Origin of the sequence: Bacillus sp. RB3 (genome assembly GCF_030164735.1) — a bacterium.
Taxonomy (GTDB): Bacteria; Bacillota; Bacilli; order Bacillales; family Bacillaceae_G; genus Bacillus_A; species Bacillus_A cereus.
This window is the reverse complement of the sequence record NZ_JASNGE010000043.1, coordinates 24711-30773: the sequence shown is the minus strand read 5'-3', so window position 1 is coordinate 30773 and position 6063 is coordinate 24711. Positions and strand designations below refer to the sequence as shown.

Genomic DNA, 6063 nt, shown 5'->3' with positions numbered 1-6063 from the left:
ATAAAAATAACAGATAAGGATTTAAAAGATACTTTTAAAGAATTTGAAAAATAAAGCTATGTACAAAAAAATAACCCCTAGGGGTTATTTTTTTGTACATAGCTTTAAACTAATGAAATAAAATCTACTTACTTGCCTTAAAAATAAGTAGGGGTGTTCATTTCATTTTTATTATATCATCTTATAACTTAATTATTTCTTTTTATAAAAACTAACTATGTTATTGTCATATTTATGTTAAATAAGGACTCCCGCCAAATTGTTATTAATCTAAAATTATGAAGTACCCCCATTATGAAAATTTTATATTTTCGCAGCTAAAGGACAAATAAAAAAGGTCCTTAACAATTTATTAAGGACTGCGGAATAACACCGCAATTTAGGTTGGAACTCAACCAGTTTGTAGAAAATAAATCGCGATTATAATAGCAATTGTATTCCCAAAAGCAATGTTTCAAATGAATTTTAGCATATCTGTAACTATATTAGTATCAACAAAATGTGGATTGGATTTCGTTTTTTGTACCAGAACAGATACCCCTACGTTTATCTGCCTCTTTGGTAAAACATCGAATATTCCTTACTTATACTATCGCGATTTCTGATAGCTTACATGTAGAGGTATCGCTCAATATAACAAAAATGTAATGTTAATGAAATGTAATTCCACCGATACTATTAATGAAATTATATAAAATGAAGGGGCGTTAAAGAATTTTTATAATGAAAAAGGAGAAGTATTAATGCGAAATATATTAAGTGTAGAAAAAATTGAAAAATACTATGGTAATAAAGATAATGTAACAAAGGCTATAGATAATATTAGTTTTAAGGTAGATGAGGGAGAATTTGTTGGGATAATGGGGCCTTCAGGAAGTGGAAAAACTACACTGCTTAACTGTATATCAACGATTGATAATGTTACTACGGGGAAAATAATGATAAATAATAGTGACATTACTCGCTTAAAATCAAATTCATTAGATAAGTTTAGACAAAATGAATTAGGGTTTGTATTTCAGGACTTTAATTTATTAGATACCCTAACTGCTTATGAAAATATTGCCCTAGCGTTAACTATAAAAGGTGAGACAAGTTCAAAAATTGATGGAAAAATACAAGCGGTTGCAAAATATTTAGACATTGAACAAGTATTAAGCAAATACCCTTATCAAATATCAGGCGGCCAAAAACAAAGGGTTGCTTCGGCAAGAGCTATCGTAACAGATCCATCTTTAGTACTTGCAGATGAACCAACAGGATCGTTAGATTCTAAATCAGCTAGATTATTACTTGAAAGATTTGAAAGTCTAAATAAGGATTTAAAAGCTACAATACTTATGGTTACTCATGATGCATTTACAGCAAGCTATGCTCATAGAATTCTTTTTATTAATGATGGCAAAATATTTATCGAGTTGGTAAGAGGAAATGATTCCAGAAAAGAGTTCTTTACTAAAATTATCGAAGTTATAACCCTTCTTGGAGGTGACGATAATAATGTACTCTAAGCTTGCTATTGGGAATGTAAAGAAAAGTCTTAAAGATTATGCAATATATTTCTTAACACTAACACTGGCTGTTTGTATATTTTATAGCTTTAACTCCATAGAATCACAAAAGGCACTTATGGAAATTAGCGCTTCAGATAAAAAGTATGTGCCTACAGTAATGAACGCTATCTCAAATGTGTCAGTATTTGTATCCGTAATATTAGGTAGTTTAATATTGTATGCAAATAATTTCTTAATTAAAAAACGTAAAAAAGAATTAGGAATATACATGACTTTAGGTATGGGAAGAAGAAACATATCCAGAATATTAGTAACAGAGACATTTCTAGTTGGCGTTATATCTTTAGTGAGTGGACTTATAATAGGTATTGGAGTATCGCAGGGATTATCTACATTTGCATTAAAGTTATTTGAATTGCCCATCAATAAATATAAATTTGCAATTTCAACAGGTGCTATAGGTAAAAGCGTATTCTACTTTGGAATCATGTTTTTGCTTGTTATGTTATGTAATGTATATGTTGTTTCTAAATACAAAATAATTGATTTGTTAACAGCAGGTAGAAAAAACGAAGATGTAAAATTTAGAAATCCTCTTATCTATGTAATCACATTTATAATGTGTTTAGCATCACTTGGATATGCATATGTGACTGTACTAAAAATTGGATTGAATTATCAAAATCCTATGCTCGTGGTATCCATCCTTCTTGGCATATTAGGTACATTTCTGTTTTTCTTTAGTTTATCTGGATTTATATTATATGTTGTAAAGAAGAATAAAAAAGTCTATTTTAAAGGGTTAAATATATTTATCATCAAACAAATAAATAGTAAGGTTAATACAAATTTTATATCCATGTCTGTAATCTGTTTAATGTTATTTCTTACAATGGTGGCTTTATCTACAGGAATCAGCTTTAACAGAATGATGGACGCAACAATAAAAGAAGAAACACCATTTGATGCCAGTATTACGTTGATGAATAGGGATGAGAGTTACACGATAGAAGACGTATTAAATACATCAAATTTTAAACTAAGTAATAATGAAAAATATGTATCTTATAATGTATATTCAGCAAAGATGGAAGTGGGGGACGTTGTACCAGAAGTAACTAAAAATGCTAAGAATATCGTTGTGGATTTCATTAAAGTATCTGATTATAATAAAATTTTAAATCTCAAAGGTGAAAAGAAAATTACTATAAATAACAATGAAATTTTACTTTTATCAAATGAAAGCCGGTTGGTTAATTCGATAAATGAAAGATTAAAAAATAGCAATAAGGTGAATATTAAAGAAAAAGAATATCTGGTAAAACACGCTAAAGTTATACAAGAGAATCTTTACACTTCTGATGTGCCACTTAATTTCTTCGCAATCGTTATAAATGATGAGTTTTTATCAGGCTACAAAATTGGTACATCCGTACTTAATGTAAATTATTTAGATGGAAATAGAGAAGAATATAATAAAAAATATGATAACGTTGCAAGGGGCTTTTATGACGAAAATGGCCCGAAATTAAATATTGTATATATATCAGGCAAATCAAAGGATGAAGTTCGTGCAGAAAGTAAGGGATTGAAAACGATTATAATGTTTATTGGGGTATATATAGGAATTGTATTTCTAATAACGAGTATGGCTGTATTAGCTCTTCAACAATTATCAGAAGCCAGTGATAGCATAGATCGATATAAATCTTTGAAGAGAATTGGTTCAAACGGAACCATGATTGACAAAACGATTTTTATTCAAACTTTCGTATACTTTAGTCTACCAGTTATTCTTGCCCTAATTCATTCTATAGTTGGAATTTATATAATCAATAATTTTATTAACGCAATTCAGCCAACAGATATTACTTTACCAGCATTGATGACTGGCTTAGTATTTCTTGTAGTTTATGTAGGATACTTCTACACGACATATGTCGGGTATAAAAATATTGTAAAAAGTAATACTTGATTTTATGATGCTCATTAGGGCTATTACACCTTGTTCCTCAAGATGTAATAGCCTTATATTCTGTATAGGGAGGGAAAAGTCATGAAAAAAATCATTCTGATTGAAGATGACGAAATCATTAGAGAAGAATTACAACATTTTTTTATAAAGTATGGATATGAAGTAAAGGCTCCCACAGATTTTAATCATATTATCGAATATATAGAAAGTGAGAATGCAGCCCTTATATTACTAGACATAAATCTTCCTGTGTTCGATGGCTATTATATATGCAGAGAAATACGTAAAACTTCAGATGTTCCAATCATCATGGTTACAAGCAGAGATAGTGATGTAGATGAACTAATAAGTATGAATCTAGGAGCAGATGATTTTATAACAAAGCCTTATAATACAGAAATACTATTAGCAAGAGTAACAAACATTTTAAGAAGAACTTCTGGAGATTTTAAGACGAATCATATCTTAATTTATAGAGATTTTACTTTAAATCTTTCAAATGCAACAGTTACTTATCAAGACAAGTCTGTAGAGTTAACTAAAAATGAAGTTAAAATACTCTCATGTTTAATAAATAATCGCGGAAATATTGTAAAAAGAGATTCACTCATTGAAACTTTATGGAAGTCTGATTATTTTGTGGATGATAGCACCTTAACTGTTAATATAAATAGATTAAGAAAAAAGCTTGAAGAGATAGGTATAGAAAATCCAATTGCAACCAGACGAAGCTTAGGGTATATAATGCCATGAATATAGGTGAATTTATTAAAGATAAAATAGTAGTAATACTATCAAATGTACTGGTATATATCATACTAGCAGGTATATTGCTGACTGCGCATATTCCGTTCATTATCATATCCTTTGTCTTTTGTATTTGGTTTTTTCCATTGATTTCATATATGGCTATAGAATTTATAAGATGTAAAAATTATTATAATGAGATTAACGGCATATTAGAAAACTTGGAGAAAAAATACTTACTTCCAGAGGTCGTAAAGGAAGCAAACTTTATACATGGTGAAAAGCTTAACGCTATACTGAAAGAAGTAAGTAGAGATATGCATGAAAATGTAAAGTATTATAGTGATATGCAATTGGATTACAGAGAATATATAGAGACATGGGTGCATGAAATTAAGACACCAATAGCGTCTACAAAGCTTATAATTGAAAATAATCAAAATGAAGTAACGAATAAAATTGACTCTCAAATGGATCGGATTGAGGGGTTTGTAGAACAGGTTCTGTATTATTCTCGAAGCAATAACGTTAATAAAGACTACATTATCAAGCCAATCAACCTTGATAATGTAGTAAGGAATGTAATTAAAAGAAACTATAGAGATTTTATTCATAAGAGAATAAAATTAGATATACAGGATATTGATGAGATTGTATATAGTGATGGAAAATGGGTTGAATTTATTATTAATCAAATAATAGGAAATTCTATAAAGTACTCAAATAACAAAGAACAAATGATACGTATATACACAATTAAGAAAACTAACTCAGTAATACTAACTATAGAGGATAATGGAGTAGGGATAGTACCTAAAGATATAAATAGAGTTTTTGAGAAAGGGTTTACTGGAGAGAATGGAAGAAGATTTAGCAAAAGTACAGGAATGGGCTTGTATCTATGCGAAAAACTGTGCTCAAAATTAGGATTGAAAATTGGCATCGAATCTGAAGTGAATAAAGGAACTAGAGTTACATTAATATTTCCGTTGTCAGGTATGGTAACCTTTGAGCCTTATTTATAAAATAGATGCTGCTATCTTTCCACGAATTTCGTATGAAACTTAAAAACAAACGTAAAACGGTAGGAAAAGAGTAGAAATTCTCTTCATACCGTTTGTATTATTTAGCCATTTAACATATTAGTATATTTAATTGTGCATCGGATGGATGTTAATCTGAAGTAGTCATTACTATTTTTGATGGCCACTAATACTTAACGTAAGATTTGATTCGGTTGCTACACAGACCTCGTAAGCGAGAAATTGTACACTATATAAAACAGTAAAATAAATATCCGATCCCTTATCGTACAAGGAATCGGATATTTTGTGTCTAATTTGTGTCCGAACGTATAATTTTCTTTTTTTGATATGGTACCCCTACAAGTTCTTTTTGTACTCCGGATTGACGAATAGTAAGTGTTATTGGGGATACCGCTAACACTTCAAGGGTCGTCATATATTCTTTTGACAAAATGTTGTAGAAAGCTTAAGAATTCTTAAGAACTTTTGCCCCTTTTTCTTAAGGTTTGGATTCTAGAGTATAATTATGAGTTCCAACCTGTGGGATGATTAGGTATGAAAACAATTCGCTTTCTCATTTCTATATATAATGCACTAAAAATCAATTGGTGCAGCTATTCCAAGTTCAAGGTTGCTTGGAGACAAAATAATTGAAGGAATTGATTTGAAGAAAGTAAATTACATTCTCAAATATGGACTGAGTACAGGTGTATTCGCAGAAAAATTAATTAAAAGAATAAATCTCAAGACAATTATTTTATTAATGGAAAATAATAAGGAATTTTATTTTTTTACTAAAAAC

At 29.5% G+C, this 6063-nt stretch carries 4 protein-coding genes; all 4 read left to right on the top strand.

The genetic code is table 11. From position 1 onward, the window contains the following. Window positions 1-743: 743 nt before the first annotated feature. The 4 genes from QO049_RS27885 (at window position 744) to QO049_RS27870 (ending at window position 5261) form a co-directional block, all read left to right on the top strand. The gene (locus QO049_RS27885; RefSeq protein WP_214632368.1) at window positions 744-1511 is read left to right on the top strand and encodes an ABC transporter ATP-binding protein; all 768 of its coding nucleotides are present in this window, start codon (window positions 744-746) and stop codon (window positions 1509-1511) included. Next, window positions 1501-3489: an FtsX-like permease family protein gene (locus tag QO049_RS27880; RefSeq protein WP_284489689.1), complete on the top strand. Its 1989-nt coding sequence runs from the start codon at window positions 1501-1503 to the stop codon at window positions 3487-3489. The genes QO049_RS27885 and QO049_RS27880 overlap by 11 nt, the downstream gene beginning before the upstream one ends. A gap of 81 nt (window positions 3490-3570) precedes the next feature. Next, entirely contained in the window at window positions 3571-4242 is a 672-nt protein-coding gene (locus tag QO049_RS27875; RefSeq protein WP_046954409.1) for a response regulator transcription factor, read from the top strand. Next, on the top strand, window positions 4239-5261 hold the full coding sequence (locus tag QO049_RS27870; RefSeq protein ID WP_214632370.1) for a sensor histidine kinase: 1023 nt from the start codon (window positions 4239-4241) through the stop codon (window positions 5259-5261). Before QO049_RS27875 ends, QO049_RS27870 begins: the two co-directional genes overlap by 4 nt. Window positions 5262-6063: the final 802 nt, after the last annotated feature.

What these genes read in the sequence shown, in the direction of transcription:
- QO049_RS27880 (WP_284489689.1), top strand. Translation starts at nt 1,501, where the DNA reads ATGTACTCTAAGCTTGCTATTGGGAATGTAAAGAAAAGTCTTAAAGAT.
- QO049_RS27885 (WP_214632368.1), top strand. Translation starts at nt 744, where the DNA reads ATGCGAAATATATTAAGTGTAGAAAAAATTGAAAAATACTATGGTAAT.
- QO049_RS27875 (WP_046954409.1), top strand. Translation starts at nt 3,571, where the DNA reads ATGAAAAAAATCATTCTGATTGAAGATGACGAAATCATTAGAGAAGAA.
- QO049_RS27870 (WP_214632370.1), top strand. Translation starts at nt 4,239, where the DNA reads ATGAATATAGGTGAATTTATTAAAGATAAAATAGTAGTAATACTATCA.